Below are 21973 nucleotides of genomic sequence, written 5' to 3'. Positions count from 1 at the left end.
CCCCAGGGAGAGGGTGAGCTGCTTCGCAGCGGCGCAGGGCGGTCACACCAGGACCCGCTCAATCCCGCCCTGATTGGCCCGCGCCACATAGTCAGGCAGCCAATCCTTGCCCAGGATCTGGTTGGCCATTTCCACCACGATGTAGTCGGCTTCGAGCAGGCCGTTCTTCAGGTCATCGCCGTAACGGGTCAGGCCCTGCAGGCAACTGGGGCAGGAGGTGAGGATCTTGATATTGTCCTGCTGGCCCACAGCGCCCGAGGCGCGCAGCGCGGCCTCGCCCTTCTGGATTTCCTCCTCCTTTCGGAAGCGCACCTGAGTCGAGATGTCGGGTCGGGTCACGCCCAGCGTGCCGGACTCGCCACAGCAACGCTCCGACTTCATCACCTGATCACCCACCAGGGCCTTAACCGTCTTCATCGAGTCACCCAGTTTCATGGGGTTGTGACAGGGCTCGTGGTAGAGGTAACCGGGCTGGCCCGCGGGCAGGGTGATGCCTTTCTCCAGCAGGTATTCGTGGATGTCGATGATGCGGCAGCCGGGGAAAATCTGGTCGAATTCGTAACCCTGCAGCTGGTCGTAGCAGGTACCGCAGCTCACCACCACCGTCTTGATGTCGAGGTAGTTCAGGGTGTTGGCCACGCGGTGAAACAACACCCGGTTATCGGTGATGATTTTTTCCGCCTTGTCGAACTGTCCCGAGCCGCGCTGCGGGTAGCCGCAGCACAGGTAACCCGGCGGCAGCACGGTCTGCACGCCCGCGTGCCACAGCATGGCCTGGGTGGCCAGGCCGACCTGGCTGAACAGGCGCTCAGAGCCACACCCTGGGAAATAGAACACCGCTTCGGTCTCGGCCGTGGTAGCCACCGGGTTGCGGATGATGGGCACGTAGTCCTTGTCTTCAATATCGAGCAAGGCGCGCGCGGTTTTTTTGGGCAGTCCGCCGGGCATCTTCTTGTTAATGAAGTGAATCACCTGCTCTTTGATCGGTGCGGAGCCGAGTGTGGCGGGCGGGGCAGCGGTCTGCTTTTTCGCCATGCGCGCCAGCAGCCTGTTGGCCAGCCGTTGCGCCTTGAAGCCGATGTCGACCATGCCGCTGCGCATGAGCTTGATGGTCTGGGGGTTGGTGGCATTCAGAAAGAACATGGCCGCGGCGTTGCCCGGTCGGAAGCTCTTCTGCCCCATCTTGCGCAACAGGTTGCGCATGTTCATGGTCACATCGCCGAAGTCGATATTCACCGGACAAGGGCTCAGGCACTTGTGGCACACCGTGCAGTGGTCGGCCACATCCTCGAACTCTTCCCAGTGCTTGATGCTGATGCCGCGGCGCGTCTGCTCTTCGTACAGAAACGCCTCCACCAGCAGCGAAGTGGCGAGGATCTTGTTGCGCGGGCTGTACAGCAGGTTGGCGCGCGGCACGTGGGTCGCGCATACGGGCTTGCACTTGCCGCAGCGCAGGCAGTCCTTGACCGAATCGGCGATGGCGCCGATGTCGCTCTGCTGCATGATGAGCGACTCGTGCCCCATCAGACCAAAGCTGGGCGTGTAGGCGTGAGAGAGGTCGGCGGCGCGCACGTTTCCGTCACCTGCTCCGGATTTCGGAGTGCGCAACAGCTTGCCTTTGTTGAACCGCCCTTCCGGGTCAACCCTCGCCTTGTAGTCCGCAAACGGCTGCAGCTCGGCATCGGTCAGGAACTCCAGCTTGGTGATGCCAATGCCGTGTTCGCCCGAGATCACACCGTCCAGGCTGCGTGCCAGCACCATGATGCGGGCCACCGCTTCGTGTGCCGTCTGCAGCATCTCGTAGTCGTCGCTGTTGACCGGCAAGTTGGTGTGCACATTGCCATCGCCCGCGTGCATGTGGAGCGCCGCCCAGACTCGGCCCTTGAGCACGCGCTGGTGAATCGCCTGGCACTCGACCAGCAGCGGCGCAAATGCACCACCGCTGAAAATCTGCTGCAACGGTGCGCGGATCTGCGTCTTCCAGCTCGCACGCAGGGTGTGGTCCTGGAGCTGTGGGAAGAGCGCGTCGATATCGCGCAGCCAGAGCGCCCACATCGCGCGCACCTCGCGCACCAGGGCCAGGCCCTGCTGAACGCGGTCGCCCAGCAGCTCGGCGCTGGGGATGTCGCTGGCGTCATCGGTCTTGCCCAGCGGCAGGTTGCCGCGGGTGAGAAACGCTTCCAGCGCGTCGCACAGCTTCAGCTTGTTGCGAAGCGAGAGCTCGATGTTGATGCGCTCGATGCCCTCGGTGTACTCGCCCATGCGTGGCAACGGGATGACCACGTCTTCGTTGATCTTGAAGGCGTTGGTGTGCTTGCTGATCGCGGCGGTCCGTTTGCGATCGAGCCAGAACTTCTTGCGCGCTTCGGGGCTGATGGCGGTGAAGCCTTCGCCGCTGCGCGAGTTGGCGATGCGGATCACCTCGCTGGTGGCGCGGGCCACCGCGTCGGCGTCGTCGCCCACGATGTCGCCCACCAGCACCATCTTGGGCAGGCCTCCATTGCCTTTTTTGCTCTTGGTGGTGTAGCCCACCGCCTTCAGGTAGCGGTCGTCCAGATGCTCCAGGCCGGCGAGCAACACGCCCGAGCGCTTCTGCTCGGCAAACATGAAGTCTTTGATGTCGACAATGCTGGGCACGCCGTCTTTGGGGTTGCCAAAAAATTCCAGGCAGACGGTGCGCACGTGCGCCGGCATGCGGTGCACCACCCAGCGTGCGCTCGTGATCAGGCCGTCGCAACCTTCTTTCTGGATGCCCGGCAGGCCGCTGAGGAACTTGTCGGTCACGTCCTTGCCCAGACCTTCCTTGCGGAATGTCTTGCCGGGGATGACCAACTGCTCAGTGCGCACCACGGTCTTGCCGTCGGCCTCAAAGGTCTTGAGTTCGAAGGTGGCGACCTCGGCATCGTGAATCTTGCCCAGGTTGTGATCCAGCCGCGTGACTTCCAGCCACTGCGCCTGTGGCGTCACCATGCGCCAGCTCACTAGGTTGTCCAGCGCCGTGCCCCAGAGCACAGCCTTCTTGCCACCGGCGTTCATCGCGATGTTGCCGCCGATGCACGAGGCTTCTGCGCTGGTCGGATCGACCGCGAACACATGGCCGGCGCGCTCGGCCGCATCGGCCACGCGCTGGGTCACCACACCGGCCTCGGTCCACACCGTGGGCAGCGGCTGGTCGTGGCCAGGCACAGCGACCCACTCGACCTCGGTCATGGCTTCGAGCTTTTCGGTGTTGATCACCGCGCTCTTCCAGGTCAGCGGAATGGCTCCACCGGTGTAGCCGGTGCCACCGCCGCGAGGAATGATGGTCAGGCCCAGCTCGACGCAGCCTTGCACCAGGCCAGCCATCTCGACTTCAGTGTCGGGCGTGAGCACCACAAAGGGGTATTCGACGCGCCAGTCGGTCGCGTCGGTGACGTGCGACACGCGAGAGAGGCCGTCGAACTTGATGTTGTCTTTGGCGGTCAGGCGCTTGAGCGCCTTCTGCGCGCGCTGACGCAGGGCGGCCATGTGCTCAAACGAGCGGGCGAACGCATCCACGGCCTGACTGGCAGCTGCCAGCAGCTCGGCCACCAGCAGATCGCGCTCGGCGTCGTCTTGCGGCGTACGCCGCTTCTGCACCTCGCCCAGGCGGTGGTGCAAGGCATCCACCAGCGCGCTGCGCCGCTTGGGGTTGTCGAGCAGGTCGTCCTGCAGGTAGGGGTTGCGCTGCACCACCCAGATGTCACCCAGCACTTCGTAAAGCATGCGGGCCGAACGCCCGGTGCGCCGCTCACCCCGCAACACCTCAAGGAGGGACCAGGCCCGCTCACCCAGCAATCGAAGCACAATTTCACGATCCGAAAACGACGTGTAGTTGTACGGAATCTCGCGCAGGCGCGGCGCGTCGGCGGTGGCGGTGTCAAACAGCGAAAGCGGCGTGGGAGCGTTCATGAGGGCAGCCGTGGGCATCAGAAGATGCTGAGCCCTGGGATCGTACCGCAGCGCACCATACACACACCCTGCTCATGGAAACCCCTGTTGTCATCTTTTCGAAACGCCCGTGCAATGCAACCGGCACACGACACACTTAAGCTCATGATTCGTTCACAACTCAAGGAGACTTCATCCATGATCCCGCGCATCCGTCCCGCAGCCGCCGCTTTGGCCCTGGCTGCCCTGGCCAGCGGCCCCGTTCACGCACAGACCGAAGTGCAGTGGTGGCACTCCATGGGTGGCGCCCTGGGCGAATGGGTCAATGACCTGGCCAAGGAATTCAACGCCAGCCAGACTCAGTACAAGATCGTGCCGACCTTCAAGGGCAGCTACGACGAGTCCATGACCGCCGCCATCGCGGCCTTCCGCTCGGGCAACGCTCCTCACATCCTGCAGGTCTTCGAGGTCGGCACCGCCACCATGATGGCCAGCAAGGGCGCCATCGTGCCGGTGGGCAAGGTCATGGCCGATGCCGGCGAAAAATTTGACCCCGCTGCCTACGTGCCTGCGGTAGCCGGCTACTACACCGCGCCCAATGGCCAGATGCTGAGCTTCCCTTTCAACAGCTCCACGCCGGTGTTCCACTACAGCAAAGATGCCTTCAAGGCCGCCGGCATGGACCCGGAAAAGCCGCCCACCACCTGGCCCGAGGTGGCGCTGGCCGCCGGCAAGCTCAAGGCGGCTGGCCACAAGTGCCCGTTCACCACCAGCTGGATCAGCTGGACGCAACTGGAGAGTTTCTCGGCCTGGCACAACACCGAATTCGCCACCAAAGGCAACGGCATGCGTGGCATGGACGCCCGCTTGAGTTTCAACTCGCCTCTGCATGTGCGGCACATCGAGAACCTGGCCAACATGGCCAAGACCGGTTTGTTCGTCTACAAAGGCCGCGGCAACGCGGCAGATGCGACGTTCGTGTCGGGCGAATGCGCGATGATCACCGGCTCGTCGGGCTTGTACGGCAACGTCAAGCGCAACGCCAAGTTTGCAGCTGGCACTTCGACCTTGCCCTACTACCCTGACGTGCAGGGTGCACCGCAAAACACCGTGATTGGTGGCGCCAGCCTGTGGGTGATGTCGGGCAAGAAGGCCGATGAATACAAGGGCGTGGCCAAGTTCTTCAGCTACCTCGGCAAGACCGAGATTGCAGCGACCAGCCACCAGCGCACCGGCTACCTGCCAGTCACCCTGGCCTCGTTCAAAATGACCGACGAGAGCGGCTTCTACAAGAAGAACCCGGGTACCGATGTAGCCGTGAACCAGATGATCCGCAAGACCACCGACAAGTCGCGCGGTATCCGCCTGGGCAACTTCGTCCAGATTCGCACCATCATCGACGAGGAACTCGAGGGCGTCTGGTCGGGCAAAAAGGGCCCGAAAGAAGCACTGGACACCGCAGTGCGTCGGGGCAATGAGCAACTGGAACGCTTCGAGAAAGCCAACAGCCGCTGATACCCTCTGATCGAAACACCCGCCCCGGCGCTTGTGCCTGGGGCGGGTTTTTGTTTGATGCTGCCGATCCATTCCTGTCCTTAAAGCTTTCATGGAAAAACGCGTCCGCTTCCAATCGGCCTGGCTGCCCTGGGCTCTGATCGCGCCTCAGATGGTGATCGTGCTGGTGTTCTTTTTCTGGCCGGCCGGCCAGGCGATCTACCAGAGCCTGCTGACGCAGGACCCCTTTGGCCTGTCGACCCAGTTCGTCGGCATGGAGAACTTTGAGCGCCTATGGAACGACGGCAGCTACCTGGCCTCGTTCAAGACCACCGCCGTGTTCTCGGTGTTAGTCGCTGTGATCGGCCTGGCGATTGCCCTGCTGCTGGCGGTGATGGCAGACCGCGTGCTCAAGGGTGCAGCTGTCTACAAGACCCTGCTGATCTGGCCGTATGCGGTAGCGCCGGTCGTGGCCGGTGTGCTGTGGCTGTTCATGTTTGCTTCACCCATGGGCGTGGTCGCCTACTACCTGCGGGCCATGGGCATCGAATGGAACCACCTGCTGGATTCCGATCACGCCATGACGCTGATCGTGGCTGCGGCAGTGTGGAAGCAGATTTCCTACAACTTCCTCTTTTTCCTCGCTGGCCTGCAATCCATTCCCAAATCGCTGATCGAAGCGGCTGCCATCGATGGCGCCAGCCCCTGGCACCGGTTCTGGACCATCGTCTTCCCGCTGCTCTCGCCCACCACGTTTTTCCTGCTGGTGATCAACATCGTCTATGCCTTCTTTGACACCTTCGGCATCGTGGACGCAACCACGCAGGGCGGCCCTGGCAAAGACACGGCCATCCTGGTCTACAAGGTCTACTACGACGGCTTCAAGGCGCTGGACATGGGCGGCTCGGCTGCGCAGTCGGTGGTGCTCATGGTGGTGGTGGTGACGCTGACCGTCATTCAGTTCCGATTCGTGGAAAAGAAAGTGAACTACTGACCATGATCGAAAAGCGCCCGGGCCTCACGGTCCTGTCCCATGTGGTCTTGCTGCTCGGTGTGTTCATCGTCGGCTTCCCGCTCTACATCACCCTGGTGGGCTCCACCCAGACGGCTGAGCAAATTGCGCAGTCGTTTCCGATGACGCTGCTGCCTGGCGGCAACGCTATCGAAACCTACAGCACCGCACTGTTTGGCGGCTTCACCAGCGCCGGCAGCACGATTCCGGCAGCGGCTCCCATGATGTGGGTCAGCCTGGTGAGCGCGCTCATCATCACCGTCGGCAAGATCACGATTTCGCTGCTGTCCGCGTTTGCCATCGTGTATTTCAGGTTTCCGATGCGCAACCTCGTGTTCTGGATGATCTTCGTCACGCTGATGCTGCCGGTGGAGGTTCGCATCGGACCCACTTACGAGGTGGTGGCCAATCTGGGCATGCTCAACACCTATGCCGGCCTGACCGTGCCGCTGATTGCCAGCGCCACCGCCACCTTCTTGTTCCGCCAGTTTTTCCTCACCGTACCCGACGAGCTGGTGGAGGCTGCGCGCATGGACGGTGCCGGGCCAATGCGCTTCTTCAAGGACGTGCTGCTGCCACTGTCGCGCACCTCGATCGCCGCACTCTTCGTGATCCAGTTCATCTATGGCTGGAACCAGTACCTGTGGCCGCTGCTGGTGACCACCGACGAATCCATGTACCCGGTGGTCATGGGCATCAAGCGCCTGATCGCAGGCGAGTCCTACACCGAGTGGAACGTGGTCATGGCCACCGCCATCCTCGCCATGCTGCCGCCAGCTCTGGTGGTCATGCTGATGCAGCGGTGGTTCGTCAAAGGCCTGGTCGATACCGAAAAATGAGCGTTGTCCCCTGAGCGCTGACCTGCCCGATTTCCCGTTTCAAACAAGCACCATGTCCTCCATTTCCCTTCGCAACGTCGTCAAGCGCTACCGCACCGGCAAAACCGAACTGCAAGTCATCCACGGCGTCAACGCCGAGATCGCCCAGGGTGAATTCATCGTCATCGTCGGACCCTCGGGCTGTGGCAAATCCACCCTGCTGCGCATGGTCGCCGGTCTGGAAGACATCAGCGGGGGCGAGATCGCCATTGGTCCGCGCGTGGTCAACACGCTGGAGCCCGCCGAACGCGACATCGCCATGGTGTTCCAGAACTACGCGCTGTATCCGCACATGAGCGTGTTCGACAACATGGCCTATGGCCTGAAGATCAAGAAGATGCCGGCGGCCGAAATTCAGCAGCGCGTCGACAAGGCCGCAGCCATCCTGGAACTGGGCCACCTGCTGCAGCGCAAGCCGCGCGAGCTCTCGGGCGGTCAACGACAGCGCGTCGCCATGGGCCGTGCCATCGTTCGCCAGCCGCAGGTGTTTCTGTTTGACGAGCCACTGTCCAACCTCGACGCCAAGCTGCGCGCCCAGACCCGTCTGGAAATCCAGAAGCTGCACCGCGAGCTGGGCATCACCTCGCTGTTCGTCACCCACGACCAGGTCGAAGCCATGACGCTGGCGCAGCGCATGATCGTGATGAACGCCGGCAAGATGGAGCAGTTTGGCACCCCCGAAGAGGTCTACTCACGCCCGGCCACCACGTTCGTTGCCAGCTTCATGGGTTCGCCGCCCATGAACCTCATGAAACAGACACCGGGTGGCAAGCCCGGCAGCATCCTCGGCATTCGCCCTGAACATGTGGACATCGGCGACACCGGTTGGGAACTGCAGGTGGAGACGGTGGAATTGCTGGGCGCCGAGCGCCTGGTGCATGCCCGCCTCGGCGATGAGAGTCTCATCATCCGCACCCATGAAGACCAGCCCGCACCCGCCGTGGGCAGCACCATCCACGCCCAGCCCCGAGAAGACCGAATGCACTGGTTCGACGCTGAAACAGGGCGCAGGCAATGACGCAACCAATGGCCTCGCCGCCGGGCCCTGGCAAGGCTCAGCAAGCCCCCCCGAGGGACAGCGAACCACACGCCAGGCAAGGCATGGTGGCCCCGGCGCCTTGGCCGTACCCGCGCTGGATTGCCCATCGCGGCGCTGGCAAGCTCGCACCAGAAAACACCCTGGCCGCTTTCCGCCTGGGCGCTGCACACGGGTACCGCATGTTTGAATGCGACGCCAAGCTGAGCGCCGATGGGGTGCCCTTTCTGCTGCACGACGACACGCTGCAACGCACCAGCAATGGACAAGGCATCGCCGGCGAACAGCCCTGGGCCGCGCTGAGTCAGCTCGATGCCGGTCGCTGGCACTCACGCGCCTGGGCCGGCGAGCCGCTGCCCACTCTGGCGAATGTGATCGGCTTCTGTCTGGCCAATGCCTGTCTGCTCAACATCGAGATCAAGCCCACGCCGGGCCTGGAACATGCCACCGGTCTCGCTGTCGCACGCGAAGCGCACCGCCTGTGGCCAGCCAACGGAGCGGCTGCTGCGCCCCTGCTCACCTCGTTCCGACCCGAATCGCTGGCCGGCGCCCGCGAAGGAGCTGACGCCCTGCCGCGCGGCCTGCTGCTCGATTCCTTGTGGGCTGGTTGGCTGGAAGCCGCGGTGTCACTGGATTGCCGCGCCATCGTTTGCCATCACCGATTGTGGGATGCGACCACCGTGGCGGCGGTCCAGAGCCTGGGCCTGCGCACCTTGTCCTACACGGTCAACGATGAAGCTGTCGCGCTGCGGCTGCTTGCCCTGGGGGTCGATGGCATCATCACCGATGCCTTGGACAGTTTTGCCCCGGGCGAGTGACGCTGCACGAACATCTCAGCGGCCCCGCAGGCGCCACGCAAGCGTGCCCTGCACAAACACCAGACCAGCGTAAGTGGCCATCTTGCCGTCGCGGCCGAAATACATCAGTCCGGCCACCAAGACCGCCGCACCCGCCCCAAACAGCCACGCCAGATCACGCCCTGGCCGACCGCCTGATTTGCGCTGACCCCGGCGCAGCATCAGGGCCAGCCAGAGCAGCACCGCCACCCCCATCGCAGGCGCCAGAAACCCGGCGAGGTGAAGCAGCGGGTCGAGAAATGTCATATTGCAGTGCAAGGTACGGGAGGGAGCGCGCAATTTTATAATCTGGCCATGTCTGTCTGGGCACTCGGTATCAACCATCAAACGGCTCCGCTTGATCTGCGGGGCCGTTTTGCGTTTGCGCTCGACCAGATCAAACCGACTTTGACCGGTTATCGCCAGAGCCTGCCGCGCCAGCCCGAGGCCACGCTGTTGTCCACCTGCAACCGCACCGAGCTCTACGCCGCCGGTGACCAGGCGGCGGTAGAACCCACGCTGGACTGGCTGGCCCAGACCGGTGGCGTGAGCACCCATGTGCTGCGCGATCACGCCTACATCCTGCGCGAGAACGACGCCGCGCGCCACGCCTTCCGCGTCGCCAGCGGTCTGGACAGCATGGTGCTGGGCGAGGCGCAGATCCTGGGACAGATGAAGGACGCGGTGCGCGCGGCTGAAGAAGCCGGCGCCCTGGGCACCACGCTGCACCAGCTGTTCCAGCGCTCGTTTGCGGTCGCCAAGCAGGTGCGCAGCTCCACCGAGATCGGCGCGCACTCCATCAGCATGACGGCTGCTGCGGTGCGCCTGGCCACGCAGCTGTTTGAAGACATCAAGGACATCCGGGTGCTGTTCGTCGGCGCTGGCGACATGATCGAGCTGGCGGCCACGCACTTCGCGGCCAAAACGCCCAAGAGCATGTCGATCGCCAACCGCACGCTGGAACGGGGCGAAAAGCTGGCTGGGCGTTTTGGCGCCGAAGTCATGCGCCTGGCCGAAATTCCGGATCGGCTGCACGAGTTCGACGCCGTGATCAGCTGCACCGCCAGCACCCTGCCCATCATCGGCCTCGGTGCGGTCGAGCGCGCGCTGAAAAAGCGCCGCCACCGCCCGATGTTCATGGTCGATCTCGCCGTGCCGCGCGACATTGAAGCCGAGGTCAAGGCGCTGGACGACGTGTATCTCTACACCGTCGACGACCTCGCCAGCGTGGTGCAGACAGGCAAAGACAACCGGCAAGCCGCCGTGGCTCAGGCCGAGGTCATCATCGACGCCGGCGTGCTCAGCTTCATGCACTGGCTGCAGCAGCGCGACCCCGCCACCGGCATGGTGCCGCTGATCCAGCAAATCCACGCCCAGGCCGACGAGTGGCGCAGTGCCGAACTGGCGCGCGCCCGCAAACTGCTCGCCAAAGGCGAACCGGTTGAAGCCGTGCTTGAAGCCCTCTCCAAGGGCCTGACGCAAAAGATGCTGCACGGCACGCTGGCCGAGTTGCGCTCCACCGACGCCGACAGCCGCGCCGCCACAGCACACACCGTCTCCCGCCTGTTTCTGCGCGACAAGTCCTAGCGACTGTCGACCGACCAGCAGGCGCGCGCCCCGCTGGCGCGTGGGTCTGCCGGCTGGCCGAGCGCATCCATTTCACTCCCCCACCGCATGAAACTGTTTGTTCGAGACACCCTGCTGCGCCAGCGCGCCCGCCTGCACGAGCTTGACGCCCTGCTCGCCGCGCCCGACGTGGTCGACGATTTGCAGCGTTTTCGCAACCTGAGCCGCGAACATGCCGAGGCCGGTGCGGTGGTCGAGGTGTTCAACCGCTTTCTGCAGCGCGAGGCCGATCGCGCCGCGGCCCAGGAGCTGCTGCAAGATCCGGAAATGGCCGAGATGGCGCAGGATGAGCTCGACAGCGCCGACGCAGAGCTGACCGAGCTGGACGTCGAGCTGCAGCACCTCCTGCTGCCCAAGGACCCGGAAGACGAGCGCAACGCATTCGTGGAGATCCGCGCAGGTACTGGCGGCGACGAATCGGCCCTGTTTGCCGGCGACCTGGCGCGCATGATCACCCGCTACGCCGAGAACCAGCGCTGGACGGTGGAGGTGGTGAGCGAGTCGCCTGGCGAGCTGGGCGGCTACAAAGAGCTCGTGCTGCGCATCGTGGGCGCTGGCGCCTACGGCAAACTCCGGTTTGAGTCGGGCGGGCACCGAGTGCAGCGCGTGCCGGCCACCGAAACCCAGGGTCGCATCCACACCAGCGCTGCCACCGTCGCCGTCATGCCAGAGCCGGACGAGACCGAGGCCGTCCAGCTCAACCCGAGCGAGCTGCGCATCGACACCTACCGCGCCAGCGGCGCTGGCGGTCAACACATCAACAAGACCGACTCGGCGGTGCGCGTCACCCACCTGCCCACCGGCATCACCGCCGAATGCCAAGACGGCCGCAGCCAGCACAGCAACAAGGCCAAGGCGCTGCAGGTGCTCACCGCACGCCTGCAGGAAAAAGACCGCAGCGAGCGCGCCGCCAAAGAAGCCGCCACCCGCAAGGGTCTGATCGGCAGCGGTGACCGCAGCGACCGCATCCGCACCTACAACTTCCCGCAGGGCCGCCTCACCGACCACCGCATCAACCTCACCCTGTACAAACTGCTGCAGGTGATGGAGGGCGATCTGGGCGACGTGATCCATGCGCTGCAGGTGGCCCGCGGCGCCGAGCTGATGGCCGAACTCGAACACCGTCACGCGCCATGAAGGCCGCGCCCACCCCCACGCTGGCCGACGCCCTGCGCGACGCCCAGACCCAGGGTCTGGCGCGGCTGGATGCGCAGATGCTGTTGCTGATGGCGCTGGCCCACGACCCGCACGACCGCGCCTGGCTGCTGGCACACGATGGTGACGTTTTGTCGCCGGATGTCGCGTCGCGCTTCCGCTCAGGCGTACTGGAGCGCCTGGCCGGTGTGCCGATGGCCTACCTCACTGGCGAGCAGGCGTTTTTTGGTCTCACGCTGCAGGTGGACCGGCGGGTGCTGGTGCCCCGGCCCGACACCGAAATCCTGGTCGAGTGGGCGCTGAGGCTGATGAATGATCTGCCAGCACCCACGCAGGTTCTGGATCTCGGCACGGGCAGCGGCGCTGTTGCACTGGCCATGAAATCTCAACGTCCGGTCGCCAGCGTCTGGGCCACCGACGTCAGCGAAGATGCGCTGACAGTCGCACGCGCCAACGCCGCGCGTCTCGGTCTCACCGTCCATTTCGCGCACGGCAGCTGGCTGGACGCCGTGCCCGGTCAGCGCTTCCACCTGATCGTCAGCAACCCGCCGTACATCGCTGAGGGCGATCCCCACCTGCCCGCGCTGGCCCACGAGCCCCTGCGCGCACTCACGGCAGGCATGGATGGCCTGGACGACATCCGGTCGGTGGTCGGTGGCGCGCCCTCGGCCCTGCACCCCGGTGGCTGGCTGCTGCTGGAACACGGCCACGACCAGGCGAAGCTGGTGCGCGACCTGCTGCATGCGCACGGGTTCGACGCCGTGGCCAGCCGCAATGACCTTGCGGGCATTGCGCGCTGCACTGGCGGCCGCTGGCCGGGCCGGCGATAATTGACCGATTTTGCGGGTCTTTCCCGCTTCACTGCCCTTGAGGAAGCCTGAACCATGAGCGACGCCCACACCCAGATCGACCAGCTGGTCAAATCCAACGACATCGTGCTCTTCATGAAGGGCAACGCGAGTTTCCCCATGTGCGGTTTCTCCGGCCGCGCGATCCAGATTCTGAAAGCCTGTGGCGTGGACCCCAAGACCGTCAAGACGGTCAACGTGCTGGAAGACGACGGCGTGCGCCAGGGCATCAAGGACTACAGCAAGTGGCCCACCATACCCCAGCTGTACGTCAAGGGTGAGTTTGTCGGCGGCTCCGACATCATGATGGAGATGTACGAGTCGGGCGAACTGCAGCAGGTCATCAACGGTCAGGCCTGAACTTCCTGCCCAATCGATCAGCCGCCCTCGGGCGGCTTTTTTGTGCGCTTTCCACAGCGCCAGATTGCGGCATTTCTCACGCGCAAGCCAATCGCTTCAATTGCCGAGTTCTGATCGGGCTTTTTTCGCGTTGAGATCAGGCATGGCCTATGCTTGAATGAAGTCGTTGAAGAACCCTTCAGGAGAACCGCATGAGCTCACACAGCCTGGTCGCTTCACCCTCGCTGGGGCTGCCCATCGCCCAGATGCGCAGCGTGTTCAGCGCCGACGAAGTCGAGCGCAAGCTGGCCAGGCTGCAATCCAGCGGCAACGAGCGCGAGCACGAGGTGTTGCGCAACACCTGGCAGCGCATGCTGGAACGAGGCCCGGAGCGCTTCGCGGTCAAACCCTCGGGTGTGCCGGACATGGCACCACTCTACGACCTGCTGCCCAATTTTGGTGAGGTGCTTGACGATGTGAAGCGCCACGTGGCACTCAGCCAGGACAGCCGCGACAGCCTGGAGGTCACGCCCATCCTGCTGCTCGGCCCCCCGGGCGTCGGCAAAACCCATTTCGCGCGCCAGATCGCCGATCTGCTGGGTACCAGCATGAGCCTGGTATCCATGAGCTCCATGACCGCTGGCTGGTTGCTCTCTGGCTCTTCTTCCCAGTGGAAAGGCGCGAAACCAGGCAAGGTGTTCGAAGCCCTGGTCGATGGCCAGTACGCCAACCCGGTGATCGTGATCGACGAAATCGACAAGGCCTCCTCCGATGCGCAGTACGACCCGCTGGGTTCACTCTACAGCCTGCTGGAACACGACACCGCTCAAAATTTCGTGGACGAATTCGCTGAAGTGCCGATCGACGCCAGCCAAGTCATCTGGATCACCACCGCCAACGACGAGCGCGCGATTCCGGATCCAATCCGCAACCGCATGAACGTGTTCGAAATCGCGCCGCCGTCGCCCGATGCCGCACGCAAGATCGCGGCGCACCTGTACCGCGGCATTCGCGCTGAGCACGACTGGGGACAGCGCTTCGAGCCCTCCCCTCCCGACGACGTGCTGGACATGCTGGCCAATCTGGCTCCGCGAGACATGCGCCGCGCGCTGGTCACCGCCTTTGGCAATGCCCGGTTGGACAACCGCTACCGCATCGAGCCCGACGACCTGCCGCGCAGCGGTCCTTGCAAGTCACGCATCGGCTTTCTGCAGTAGCTCAGGCGCAGTCGCCGCGCGGCGTGTCGGCGCCAGACCCTCAGGCGTCCGGGTGTACCCAGTTCTTGGCCGCGGCGTACACCGCGTTCGGGTACTCGGCCCGGCCGCGGCTGCCGTTGTAGCGACCCAGCGCCATGAAGGTGTCGCCCCGCTCGCGGTCGAGATAGTGGCGCAGGATCACGCAGCCAAATCGCAAGTTGGTCTGCATGTTGAAGAGCTTGCCCGCATCGCCGTCGCCGATCACCCGCGACCAAAACGGCATGATCTGCATGTAGCCGCGCGCGCCCACGCGCGAGATCGCAAACTTGCGGAAAGCGCTCTCCACCTGGATCAGGCCCATCACCATCGTCGTGTCCAGGCCCGCGCGCTTGGACTCGTACCACACGGTCTGCAGGAACTCGATGCGGGTCTGGAAATCTGGCTTGCGCTTTTTCAGGCGGTCGCTCATGGCGCCCAGCCAGCGCAGATGGGCCAGGCGTTTGTTGATGTCGTCGAATTCGGGCACCGGCGGCGCCCGGTTGGCGATCGCCGCACTCAGCACCGAGCGCACCGAATCAGCCAGCGGCTCCTCCAGCTGCCCGCCGGCGACGGCCACCATGGGCCAGCCCAGCAGCGACCCCGCACCCGCCACGGTCGCCGCCAGGCAAGCACGGCGGCTCAGCAGCCCCTGGTGGAGCGGCGCTGCCGTGCTCATGCGGCGAGGCGGCCTTTCACGAAGGTCATCGCGTCAGCCAGGGCCACCTTGGTCGCAACAGCATCGCGCCGGTGCTGGTACTCCACCTGCCCGTCCTTCAACCCCTTGTCGCCAATCGTCACGCGGTGCGGGACGCCAATGAGTTCCCAGTCGGCAAACATGGCGCCCGGCCGTTCGCCGCGGTCGTCAAGCAGCACGTCGACGCCTGCGGCCAGCAACTCCTCGTGGAGCTGTTCGGCCGCCGCTTTCACCTCGGCGCTGCGGTCCATGCCGATCGGGCAAATCACCACCGTGAACGGCGCAATCGCGTCGGGCCAGATGATGCCGCGCTCGTCGTGGTTTTGTTCGATCGCGGCAGCGGGCAAGCGGGTGATGCCGATGCCATAACAACCCATTTCGAACGGCGCGGGTTTACCGTCCTCGGCCAGGAACGTGGCATTCATCGCCCGGCTGTATTTGGTGCCAAGGTAAAACACATGGCCCACCTCGATGCCGCGCTCAATGGCAAGCCGGCCCCTGCCGTCGGGAGAGGCGTCACCCTCCACCACATTGCGGATGTCGGCCACCAGATCGGGCTCGGGCAGGTCACGACCCCAGTTCACGCCGGTGAAGTGGAAGTCGACTTCATTGGCGCCGCAGATCCAGTCGGCCATTGCAGCCACCTCGCGGTCGGCCACCAGCTTCACGGCCTGCTTCATGCCGATGGGGCCGAGGTAACCCGGCTTGCTGCCAAAGTGCGCTTCGATCTCAGGCACGGTGGCGAAGCGAAAGCTCGCATCCAAGCCGGGCACCTTGCTGACCTTGACCTCGTTCATGTCGTGGTCCCCGCGAAGCAGCAGCAGCCACACCTGGCTTCGCTTCACCTCGCCCGCTTCGTTCAACTCGTCGGTGACCAGCACCAGCGATTTCACCGTGTTGGCCAGCGGCACCCCGAGCAGCTCGGCCACGTCGGCGCAGGTGCTCTTGCCCGGCGTCGGCGTCTTCATCATGGCGTTGGTCGCCCCCGGGCGCGGGCCCGCCGGCGCGAGCGCTTCGGCCTTCTCCATGTTGGCCGCGTAGTCGCTGTCCGGGCAGTACACGATGGCGTCTTCGCCGGTCGCCGCGATCACCTGGAACTCCTCACTCAGGTCGCCGCCGATGGCTCCGCTGTCGGCCGCCACCGCGCGGTATCGCAGGCCAAAGCGGTCAAAGATGCGGCGGTAGGCCGCGGCCATCACCTGGTAGCTGGACTTGGCGGCGGCCTCGTCGCGATCGAAGCTGTAGGCATCCTTCATGATGAATTCGCGCCCCCGCATCAGACCAAAGCGCGGCCTGCGCTCGTCGCGAAACTTGGTCTGGATCTGGTAGAAGTTCTTGGGAAGTTGCTTGTAGCTTCGCAGCTCCTGGCGCGCAATGTCGGTCACCACCTCTTCGCTGGTGGGCTGCACGATGAAGTCTCGACCGTGCCGGTCCTGGATGCGCAGCAACTCGGGACCCATCTTCTCGAAGCGACCGGTCTCCTGCCAGAGCTCCGCCGGTTGCACCACCGGCATGGTGAGCTCGACCGCACCTGAGCGGTTCATCTCCTCGCGCACGATGCGCTCCACTTTCTGGATCACTCTCAGGCCCATGGGCATGTACGAGTAGATGCCCGCCCCCAGTTTCTTGATCATGCCGGCGCGCGTCATGAGCCGGTGACTGACCACCTCGGCGTCGGCAGGAGCTTCCTTGAGCGTGGAGATGAAGAACTGAGAAGCTTTCATGAAGGCGCGGGGCGGTCAGCCCGATCAAAGGGTGGTGAAAACAGGGCGGGGAGGACTGCACCAAGCCAGGATGGCGCCGCCAATCGGTGTTTACCCGGCGGTGCTACCGATCCGGGTTGGCAAAACCTCGCAATCTGTCATGCGCGATGCATAATCCAGACAGTTCAAAAATTTGAGGTTGATTATGCTTGACAGGGAAGGCTTCAGGCCCAATGTCGGCATCATTCTGCTCAACCAGCGAAATCAGGTGTTCTGGGGCAAGCGCATCCGTTCCCATTCCTGGCAGTTTCCGCAAGGTGGTATTGACCGAGGCGAAACGCCTGAGCAGGCGATGTACCGAGAGCTGCACGAAGAGGTCGGCCTCATGCCCGAGCACGTGAGCATCGTCGCTCGCACGCGAGACTGGTTGCGCTACGAAGTGCCGGACCGCTTCATCCGCCGCGACGCGCGCGGTCATTACAAAGGTCAGAAACAGATCTGGTACCTGTTGCGTCTGGTGGCGCAGGACTGGAATCTGAACCTGCGCGCCACCAGCCACCCCGAGTTCGATGCCTGGCGCTGGCACGACTACTGGGTGCCGCTGGACGTGGTGGTGGAGTTCAAGCGCGGCGTGTACGAAATGGCGCTGACCGAGCTGGCTCGCTACCTGCCACGCAACGACCACCGCAATCGCTACCTGCGCGGCAACTCGCGAGCGCGCCCCTGGGACGACGGGGAAATGCCCTCACCCATGGGCAAGCAGCAGATGGAGTTGCCACCCGGCGCCAGCTTCGACCCGCACCCACAAGGATCCGGACCGTTCACCGACACCCAGCCGAGCTTGAACAAGCTGGCCTGAATGCCTTTGCAGATCACTCGCGTGTAAGCACCAGGTTGTCGCGGTGAATCATTTCGGGCTCGGCCACGTAACCCAGCAACCGCTCAAAGTCGGCTGAAGACTTGCGGCACAGCATGCGAGCTTCCGAACTGGCGTAGTTCGCGAGCCCTCGAGCGACCTCCTTGCCGGCCGTGCTGCGCACCGCGATCACATCGCCGCGCGAGAAATCGCCTTCGACCGCGGTCATGCCGATCGGAAGCAGACTCTTGCCTTCGCCCACGATCTTGCCGATGGCGCCATCGTCCACTACCACCGCCCCGCGCAGCTGCAGGTGATCGGCCATCCAGCGCTTGCGGGCCTGGTTCTTGGGTGTATTGGCAAGCAGGCTGGTACCGATGGCCTCGCCTTCACACAGGCGCCGCAAGACACGCGGCTCACGCCCCCAGGCAATGACGGTGGATGCACCTGAACCCGCAGCGCGTTTGGCGGCGAGGATCTTGGTGAGCATGCCTCCGCGGCCAATGCTTGACCCCACGCCACCGGCCATGGTCTCCAGCTGTGGGTCTCCCGCGCGCGCCTGGTGCACAAACTCGGCAGCGGGATCACGGCGCGGGTCGGCGGTGTAGAGACCCTTCTGGTCGGTCAGGATGACCAGCACATCGGCCTCGACCAGATTGGCCACCAGGGCACCGAGGGTATCGTTGTCGCCAAACTTGATCTCGTCATTGACCACGGTGTCGTTTTCATTGATGACCGGCACCACGCCCAGCTGCAGCAGGGTCATCAGAGTCGAGCGGGCGTTGAGGTAGCGCTCACGGTCGGCGAGGTCGGCGTGCGTCAGAAGCACCTGAGCGCTGCCGACGCCACAGGCGCGCAGCTTGCTCTCGTACATCTGCACCAGGCCCATCTGACCCACGGCAGCCGCCGCCTGCAGCTCATTCACTTCCTTCGGTCGCACCGCCCAACCCAGGCGCTTCATGCCCTCGGCGATTGCACCGCTGCTCACCATGATCAGCTCGCGCCCTTGCTTGACAAGCTCGGCCAGCTCCTCGCTCCACTGACCAATGGCTTGCTCATCCAGGCCACGACCTTCGTTGGTGACCAGGCTGGAACCTACTTTGACCACAATGCGCTTGGCGTGCTTCAAGGCGCTGTGGTGTGTCACAGGGACCCCGGAACCGGTCAACATGTCGCTCATGCAGGGACGATCAGTGAAGGTGAGGAGAACAATGGATCAAAGACCGCGGGGGTCGACGTCGAAGCGCGGGTCCGCTTCCTTTTCAGGCTGAGTCGCGCGAAATTCCTTGGCCAGAAACTCATAGACCGATTGCACCAGCCGCTCGCACCCCTCTCGGGTAAGCGCGGAGATCTCGAACACCGGTCCTTTGAAGCGCAGCCGCTTGACGATGTCTTTGACGCGTGCCTCGCGTTCGTCCAGCGGCACCATGTCCAGCTTGTTCAGCACCAGCCAGCGCGGTTTGTCGTACAAGGCCTGATCGAACTTTTTGAGCTCGGCAGCAATGGCCTTTGCCTGCGCAACCGGGTCCACCTCTTCGTCGAAAGGCGCCGCGTCCACCAAGTGCAACAACACACGGGTCCGCTGCAAATGCCGCAGGAACTGATGCCCCAGACCTGCGCCTTCCGAAGCGCCCTCGATCAAGCCCGGCACATCAGCCACCACAAAACTCTTCTCTGGCGCCACGCGCACCACTCCCAGGTTGGGATGCAGCGTGGTGAACGGGTAATCGGCAATCTTGGGGCGCGCGTTCGAAATCGCTGCAATCAAGGTGGACTTGCCGGCATTCGGCATGCCCAGCAAGCCCACGTCGGCCAACACCTTGAGCTCCAGCTTGAGCGTGCGTCGCTCGCCAGCCCAGCCTGGCGTCTTCTGCCTGGGCGAGCGGTTGGTCGAGCTCTTGTAGTGCATATTGCCAAAGCCACCGTCACCCCCCTTGGCGAGCGTGATCTGCTCGCCCGGCAGCAGCAGTTCGTGCAGCACCTCGCCCGTCTCTGAGTCAGCGATGATGGTACCTACCGGCATCTTGAGCACGATGTCATCGCCCTTGATGCCGAACATGTCCGAGCCCTTGCCGTGCTCACCGCGGTGAGCTTCAAAGCGGCGCGTGAAGCGGAAGTCCACCAGGGTGTTGAGGCTGGCGTCGGCCACTGCCAGCACGTGTCCACCACGCCCACCATCGCCGCCGTCAGGTCCACCGAACTCCTTGTACTTCTCGTGCCGGAACGAGGCGCAGCCGTTCCCGCCGTCGCCCGCGGCGACGTCGATGGTGGCTTCGTCCACAAATTTCATGTCATCTTTTCCGGGAAATACCCATACGAAAAAGGCCCGCTTGCGCGGGCCCTCTGCTGCGTCCTGCCCTCACCGGGCAAAGCCCGACTCGCTACAGAACCGCGTCGCTCAAACGGGGGTGATGCTCACCACGTGGCGATTCAGCGCGCCCTTGACAGCGAAGCTCACGTGACCGTCTGCCGTGGCAAACAGGGTGTGATCTTTCCCCAGGCCGACGTTGCTGCCGGGGTGAAACTTGGTGCCACGCTGACGCACGATGATGGCGCCCGCGCTCACGAGTTCACCACCAAAGGCCTTCACGCCGAGCATTTTGGGCTTGGAATCGCGCCCGTTTCGCGTAGAGCCGCCGCCTTTTTTCTGTGCCATGTTCTCTTACTCCTCTCAGCCTGCGATCGACGCAATCTGCAGTTCGGTGAAATTCTGCCGGTGACCCTGGCGCTTCTGATAGTGCTTGCGACGGCGCATCTTGAAGATGTGCACCTTGTCGTGCCTACCGTGGGCCAACACCGTGACCGTGACCGTTGCGCCGGAAACCAAGGGAGTGCCGACCTTGAGCTCGCTGCCGTTGCCGACAGCCAGAACCTGGTCAATCACGATCTCTTGGCCCACATCCGCAGCAATCTGTTCTACTTTAATTTTTTCGCCAGCAGCAACACGATACTGTTTGCCACCGGTTTTTATGACCGCGTACATATGAACCTCTTGAAAAAATCCACGAATGGATGTTCGACGGACGAAGTTCCGCCGAACCTGCGATTTTAGCACGACAAGCCGTTTTTCTCAAACATCGAGGTGAGCGACGCGGAGTGGACCAACAACGAGGCGCGCAGCGACCCATCCAGTCGATCGGTACCAACCCCGTTCCTATAATCAAGGCCCCTTGGTCGGCAATCCCTGTCCACCCTCCCCGACGGACTCCCCATCTTGATCCCCCTTCCCTCCCAGGCATCTCATCCGCTGGACCTGATCGCACAGGACATGCAGCTGGTGGACCAGGTGATCCACCAGCGATTGACCACCGATGTGCCGCTTGTGCGGGAAGTTGCCCAGTACATCATCGGTGCTGGTGGCAAGCGCCTGAGACCTGCGCTGCTGTTGCTGATGAGCGGCGCGATTGGCTCTGTTCATGCGCACCGCCACACGCTTGCTGCCGTGATCGAGTTCATCCACACCGCCACTCTGCTGCACGACGATGTCGTGGACGAGTCCACGCTGCGCCGGGGCCGACCCACCGCCAACGAGCAGTTTGGCAACGCGGCCAGCGTGCTGGTAGGCGACTTTCTGTACTCGCGGGCTTTCCAGATGATGGTCGACGTGAACCAGATGCGGGTGATGCAGGTGCTGTCCGATGCCACCAACGTGATCGCCGAAGGCGAGGTCCTGCAACTGATGAACATGCACGACGCTTCGGTGAGCGAGGCGGCTTACCTCCGGGTGATCCGCTCCAAGACCGCCAAGCTGTTTGAAGCCAGCGCACAGCTGGCCCCTATCCTGGCCGGGGCGGACGCGCAAACCGAAGCGCTATGCGCCACCTATGGCCAGGCGGTGGGCACCGCATTTCAGGTCATTGACGACGTGCTGGACTACGAAGGCAGTGCAGATGATCTGGGCAAGAACCTTGGCGATGACCTTCGCGAAGGCAAGGTTACCTTGCCCATCATCTGCGCGCTTCAGCGCGCCAGGCCTGCTGAGCAGGTCGTGATCCGCAGGGCGATCGAGCAAGGTGATCTGACCCACTTGCCCCAAATCTTGAGTCTCATTGCCGAGTCTGGCGCACTCGATGCGGCGCGGGGCAGCGCGATGGCCGAAGCCCAGCGTGCGGTTGACGCCGCACGCGCGCTGCCGGCCAATGTCTACAGCGATGCCTTGCTACAATTGGCTGCTGGCCTGCTGGAGCGCCGCTCCTAGGGCCAAAACGAAGCGCGCTCGCCCTTCCCCGAGGGTAAAAGACAGCCGTTTTCGGGGTGTAGCTTAGCCAGGTAGAGCGCTACGTTCGGGACGTAGAGGCCGGAGGTTCGAATCCTCTCACCCCGACCAGACCTTCCATTTCGCCAGTTCTCAA

The 21973-nt window shown here is 63.7% G+C and carries 20 protein-coding genes and 1 tRNA gene; 13 read left to right on the top strand and 8 right to left on the bottom strand.

Going from position 1 to position 21973, the window contains the following annotated elements; translation table 11 throughout:
- Window positions 1–42: 42 nt before the first annotated feature.
- Window positions 43–3930 carry an FAD/FMN-binding oxidoreductase gene (locus QUV25_RS06360; protein ID WP_300863068.1) on the bottom strand — a complete coding sequence of 1296 codons (3888 nt, stop codon included), beginning with the start codon at window positions 3928–3930 and terminating at the stop codon, window positions 43–45.
- Between the two features lie 177 nt (window positions 3931–4107).
- On the opposite strand from QUV25_RS06360, the gene ugpB reads away from it, so the two are divergent.
- The 5 genes from ugpB (at window position 4108) to ugpQ (ending at window position 9147) form a co-directional block, all read left to right on the top strand.
- A complete protein-coding gene (ugpB, locus tag QUV25_RS06355; protein WP_300863067.1) occupies window positions 4108–5424 on the top strand; it encodes a sn-glycerol-3-phosphate ABC transporter substrate-binding protein UgpB in 1317 nt (438 codons plus the stop codon).
- A 91-nt stretch (window positions 5425–5515) separates the two neighbouring features.
- The gene (gene ugpA, locus QUV25_RS06350) at window positions 5516–6397 is read left to right on the top strand and encodes a sn-glycerol-3-phosphate ABC transporter permease UgpA (RefSeq protein ID WP_300862467.1); all 882 of its coding nucleotides are present in this window, start codon (window positions 5516–5518) and stop codon (window positions 6395–6397) included.
- Between the two features lie 2 nt (window positions 6398–6399).
- Window positions 6400–7254, top strand: a complete 855-nt coding sequence (ugpE, locus tag QUV25_RS06345; RefSeq protein ID WP_300862465.1) for a sn-glycerol-3-phosphate ABC transporter permease UgpE — start codon at window positions 6400–6402, stop codon at window positions 7252–7254.
- Window positions 7255–7306: 52 nt separating this feature from the next.
- The gene (gene ugpC / locus QUV25_RS06340) at window positions 7307–8311 is read left to right on the top strand and encodes a sn-glycerol-3-phosphate ABC transporter ATP-binding protein UgpC (RefSeq protein ID WP_300862463.1); all 1005 of its coding nucleotides are present in this window, start codon (window positions 7307–7309) and stop codon (window positions 8309–8311) included.
- Between the two features lie 83 nt (window positions 8312–8394).
- A complete protein-coding gene (ugpQ, locus tag QUV25_RS06335) occupies window positions 8395–9147 on the top strand; it encodes a glycerophosphodiester phosphodiesterase (RefSeq protein WP_300862461.1) in 753 nt (250 codons plus the stop codon).
- A 15-nt stretch (window positions 9148–9162) separates the two neighbouring features.
- Here the strand turns inward: ugpQ and QUV25_RS06330 are convergent, their stop codons facing one another.
- Complete coding sequence (locus QUV25_RS06330; RefSeq protein WP_300862459.1) at window positions 9163–9432, bottom strand: hypothetical protein; 270 nt, start codon at window positions 9430–9432, stop codon at window positions 9163–9165.
- A 48-nt stretch (window positions 9433–9480) separates the two neighbouring features.
- On the opposite strand from QUV25_RS06330, the gene hemA reads away from it, so the two are divergent.
- From hemA to QUV25_RS06305, 5 genes are all read left to right on the top strand, one after another.
- Window positions 9481–10752, top strand: coding sequence for a glutamyl-tRNA reductase (hemA, locus tag QUV25_RS06325; protein ID WP_300862457.1), 1272 nt, complete (start codon window positions 9481–9483; stop codon window positions 10750–10752).
- An 87-nt stretch (window positions 10753–10839) separates the two neighbouring features.
- The gene (gene prfA, locus QUV25_RS06320; protein ID WP_300862454.1) at window positions 10840–11928 is read left to right on the top strand and encodes a peptide chain release factor 1; all 1089 of its coding nucleotides are present in this window, start codon (window positions 10840–10842) and stop codon (window positions 11926–11928) included.
- On the top strand, window positions 11925–12776 hold the full coding sequence (prmC, locus tag QUV25_RS06315) for a peptide chain release factor N(5)-glutamine methyltransferase (RefSeq protein ID WP_300862452.1): 852 nt from the start codon (window positions 11925–11927) through the stop codon (window positions 12774–12776). Before prfA ends, prmC begins: the two co-directional genes overlap by 4 nt.
- 54 nt (window positions 12777–12830) lie before the next feature.
- Window positions 12831–13154 (top strand): Grx4 family monothiol glutaredoxin, encoded by a 324-nt coding sequence (grxD, locus tag QUV25_RS06310; protein ID WP_300862450.1) that lies wholly within the window; start codon window positions 12831–12833, stop codon window positions 13152–13154.
- Window positions 13155–13345: 191 nt separating this feature from the next.
- Complete coding sequence (locus QUV25_RS06305) at window positions 13346–14350, top strand: AAA family ATPase (RefSeq protein WP_300862447.1); 1005 nt, start codon at window positions 13346–13348, stop codon at window positions 14348–14350.
- Window positions 14351–14390: 40 nt separating this feature from the next.
- Here QUV25_RS06305 and QUV25_RS06300 read toward each other — a convergent pair whose 3' ends face one another.
- Both QUV25_RS06300 and QUV25_RS06295 read right to left on the bottom strand, forming a co-directional pair.
- Window positions 14391–15044: a lytic transglycosylase domain-containing protein gene (locus tag QUV25_RS06300; protein ID WP_300862445.1), complete on the bottom strand. Its 654-nt coding sequence runs from the start codon at window positions 15042–15044 to the stop codon at window positions 14391–14393.
- Window positions 15041–16786 (bottom strand): proline--tRNA ligase, encoded by a 1746-nt coding sequence (locus tag QUV25_RS06295; RefSeq protein WP_300862444.1) that lies wholly within the window; start codon window positions 16784–16786, stop codon window positions 15041–15043. Before QUV25_RS06295 ends, QUV25_RS06300 begins: the two co-directional genes overlap by 4 nt.
- A 184-nt stretch (window positions 16787–16970) precedes the next feature.
- Between QUV25_RS06295 and QUV25_RS06290 the strand changes: the two genes are divergently transcribed.
- On the top strand, window positions 16971–17624 hold the full coding sequence (locus tag QUV25_RS06290) for an RNA pyrophosphohydrolase (RefSeq protein ID WP_300862442.1): 654 nt from the start codon (window positions 16971–16973) through the stop codon (window positions 17622–17624).
- Window positions 17625–17637: 13 nt separating this feature from the next.
- Here the strand turns inward: QUV25_RS06290 and proB are convergent, their stop codons facing one another.
- From proB to rplU, 4 genes are all read right to left on the bottom strand, one after another.
- A complete protein-coding gene (gene proB, locus QUV25_RS06285) occupies window positions 17638–18801 on the bottom strand; it encodes a glutamate 5-kinase (RefSeq protein WP_300862440.1) in 1164 nt (387 codons plus the stop codon).
- A 36-nt stretch (window positions 18802–18837) separates the two neighbouring features.
- Window positions 18838–19911 carry an Obg family GTPase CgtA gene (gene cgtA / locus QUV25_RS06280; protein ID WP_300862437.1) on the bottom strand — a complete coding sequence of 358 codons (1074 nt, stop codon included), beginning with the start codon at window positions 19909–19911 and terminating at the stop codon, window positions 18838–18840.
- A gap of 108 nt (window positions 19912–20019) precedes the next feature.
- Window positions 20020–20277, bottom strand: coding sequence for a 50S ribosomal protein L27 (gene rpmA / locus QUV25_RS06275; RefSeq protein ID WP_291008243.1), 258 nt, complete (start codon window positions 20275–20277; stop codon window positions 20020–20022).
- A gap of 15 nt (window positions 20278–20292) precedes the next feature.
- On the bottom strand, window positions 20293–20604 hold the full coding sequence (rplU, locus tag QUV25_RS06270; protein ID WP_291008246.1) for a 50S ribosomal protein L21: 312 nt from the start codon (window positions 20602–20604) through the stop codon (window positions 20293–20295).
- Between the two features lie 234 nt (window positions 20605–20838).
- Here rplU and QUV25_RS06265 point away from each other — a divergent pair, with 234 nt between their 5' ends.
- Window positions 20839–21819 (top strand): polyprenyl synthetase family protein, encoded by a 981-nt coding sequence (locus tag QUV25_RS06265; protein ID WP_300863066.1) that lies wholly within the window; start codon window positions 20839–20841, stop codon window positions 21817–21819.
- Between the two features lie 52 nt (window positions 21820–21871).
- Window positions 21872–21948: transfer RNA gene (locus QUV25_RS06260), tRNA-Pro, on the top strand.
- The last annotated feature ends 25 nt before the right edge of the window (window positions 21949–21973 follow it).

This window comes from Hydrogenophaga sp., assembly GCF_030373245.1.
Taxonomy (GTDB): Bacteria; Pseudomonadota; Gammaproteobacteria; order Burkholderiales; family Burkholderiaceae_C; genus Hydrogenophaga.
This window is presented reverse-complemented; position numbering and strand designations above follow the sequence as displayed.